This window comes from Pseudomonas sp., assembly GCF_050739655.1.
Classification (GTDB): Bacteria; Pseudomonadota; Gammaproteobacteria; order Pseudomonadales; family Pseudomonadaceae; genus Aquipseudomonas.
The window spans coordinates 1-2,629 of record NZ_JBOIBY010000140.1 but is presented as its reverse complement, the minus strand read 5'-3'; the positions used below and the strand labels follow the sequence as shown (position 1 = coordinate 2,629).

The window sequence follows — 2,629 nt, the reverse complement described above, 5'->3', positions numbered from 1 at the left end:
CAGATTTTGTGAGCGATACATACCCTGTGGGAGCGGGCTTGCCCGCGATGGCGTCAAGGAAAGCGCCACATACCCAATGCAAAAACAAAAATGCCAGGCGCAATGCCTGGCACTTGTTTAGCTCATCTGCCGCCCAAAGGCGAATCAGAACGGCAATTTCATGCCCGGTGGCAGTTGCATGCCAGCAGTCATGCCGGACATTTTGTCCTGGCTATTGGCTTCGATCTTGCGCACCGCGTCGTTGACGGCGGCAGCCACCAGATCTTCGATCACTTCACGGTCGTCTTCATCCAGACCCGGCAGCAAGGTTGGGTCGATGCTCACGCGCTTGAGGTCGTGACGACCGGTCATGACCACGGTAACCATATCGCCACCGGCCTTACCGGTGACTTCGGCGTTGGCCAGCTCTTCCTGCATCTTGGCCATTTTTTCCTGCATCTGCTGCGCCTGCTTCATCAGGCCGGCCATGCCACCTTTCATCATGGGAATCACCTCAAAGTACTTGGATAAAAACAACGCCCGGCCTTTTGGCCGAACGCCTTCAGCTATTAGCCCTGACTGACCAGGGCTTCGACAGGCTCAATAGTATCGTTACGGATCACCGCACCGAACTGCTGCATCATTTGCTGGATGAACGGATCACCATGGATCGATTCCTCGGCCTCGCGCTGGCGGTCTGCACGACGGCGGGAGGCTGCCTGGGCCGGGGTTTCCTGCTCGGGCTTGATCAGCTCCATGGTCAGGGTCAGCGTACGCCCGTGATACTGGTTCAACGCATCGTTGAGCCGACGTTGCTGGGTCGCGTTGAACAGGGCACTGTGGGCCGGGTCCAGGTGCAACAGCCAACTGTCGCCTTCCACGGAGATCAACGTGCAGTTGGCGGCGATGCTGCCGGTCATGCCGGAGATCGGCAACTTCGGAAACAATTCCAGCCATTGCAGCGCCAACCCCGTGGCCGGCGCTGCGGCGGGCTCAGGCTCGGGTTCCGCTGCAGGCTCCGCGACGTGTTCACTGGCCAGCTCATCAAGGTAACTGTAGGCCGAATCCATGTCCGGCTCGATGTAATCCTCATCCAACGGTGGCTCATCGTCCAGGTCCATGCCCGGCGTAGCGGCATCGACTTCGGCCACGGTCGGTTCCGGGATCGACGCTGCGGCCCACTCCGGTGCGTCCGGCACCACGCTATCAGGCGTGGGCACCAACATCGGCGGTAACTCGGGCTGTTCGCTGACGGTTTCCAGCACCGGCTCGACCGCAGGCTGTTGAACCGGTACCGGCTCGATTGGATCGTTCCACGGCAGGTCGACCACCTCTTCGACCACGACCGGTTCAACCACAGGCTCGGGCTCGGCCACTGGCGCAACCAGTTCAGGCTCAGGCGCAGGTACCGGAGCCACTGGCGCAGCAGGTATCGGTGCAACTGCCGCAGCGACTACCGGCGCAACGACCGGCGCGGCAGCCACGGAGTTTGCGGAATCAACTGTGGCCTGGCTGATCCCCACTGGCTTTAGCGATTGCCTCGGGGCATCGGCGGTATCGGCAGGCCGGAAGGCGAGCATCCGCAGCAATACCATCTCAAAGCCACCACGAGGGTCCGGTGCCAACGGCAGATCCCGACGCCCGATCAGACCCATCTGGTAATAGAACTGCACATCTTCGGCCGGCAATACCTGAGCCAGCGCCAGCACCCGGTCACGGTCGCCATGTCCATTGTCGACGCCATCAGGCAAAGCCTGGGCGATGGCGACACGGTGCAACACGTTGAGAATTTCCGAGAGCACGCCATTCCAGTCCGGGCCTTGTTCGGCCAAATGGCGAACCGCTTCGAGCAGGGCCTTGGCGTCGCCTTCAATCAGCGCATGCAGAACATCGTAGACCTGGCCGTGATCGAGGGTCCCCAGCATCGCTCGCACATCGGCAGCCATGACCTTGCCTTCGCCGAAGGCAATCGCCTGATCGGTCAGGCTCATGGCATCGCGCATCGAACCATCGGCGGCACGGCCAAGCAGCCACAGTGCGTCGTCTTCGAATGGCACGTTTTCGACACCGAGCACGTGGGTCAAATGCTCGACCACACGCTCGGGAGTCATGTTTTTCAGGGAGAACTGCAAGCAGCGCGAGAGAATCGTTGCAGGAAGTTTCTGCGGATCGGTGGTCGCCAGGATGAACTTGACGTAGGGCGGCGGCTCTTCGAGGGTTTTCAACAGCGCATTGAAGGAATGGCTGGAGAGCATGTGCACTTCGTCGATCAGGTAGACCTTGAAGCGCCCGCGGCTCGGTGCGTACTGCACGTTGTCGAGCAGTTCACGGGTGTCCTCGACCTTGGTGCGGCTCGCGGCGTCGATCTCGATCAGGTCGACGAATCGGCCTTCATCGATCTCGCGGCACACCGAACACTCACCACATGGCGAGGAAGTAATACCTGTTTCACAGTTCAGGCATTTGGCGATGATCCGGGCGATGGTGGTCTTGCCGACCCCGCGCGTACCGGTGAACAGGTAAGCGTGGTGCAGCCGCTGGCTGTCCAAGGCATTGATCAGAGCCTTGAGCACATGGGTCTGGCCGACCATTTCGCGGAACGAGCGCGGACGCCATTTACGTGCAAGAACCTGATAACTCATCGAAAACC

Annotated in this window: 2 protein-coding genes; both read right to left on the bottom strand. The window is 60.6% G+C overall.

Annotated features, from left to right (window positions below; genetic code table 11):
• Positions 1-144: 144 nt before the first annotated feature.
• Positions 145-483 carry a YbaB/EbfC family nucleoid-associated protein gene (locus tag ACRESJ_RS07055; protein ID WP_431757264.1) on the bottom strand — a complete coding sequence of 113 codons (339 nt, stop codon included), beginning with the start codon at positions 481-483 and terminating at the stop codon, positions 145-147.
• A 65-nt stretch (positions 484-548) separates the two neighbouring features.
• A complete protein-coding gene (gene dnaX, locus ACRESJ_RS07050; protein ID WP_431757265.1) occupies positions 549-2,621 on the bottom strand; it encodes a DNA polymerase III subunit gamma/tau in 2,073 nt (690 codons plus the stop codon).
• Between the last annotated feature and the right edge of the window lie 8 nt (positions 2,622-2,629).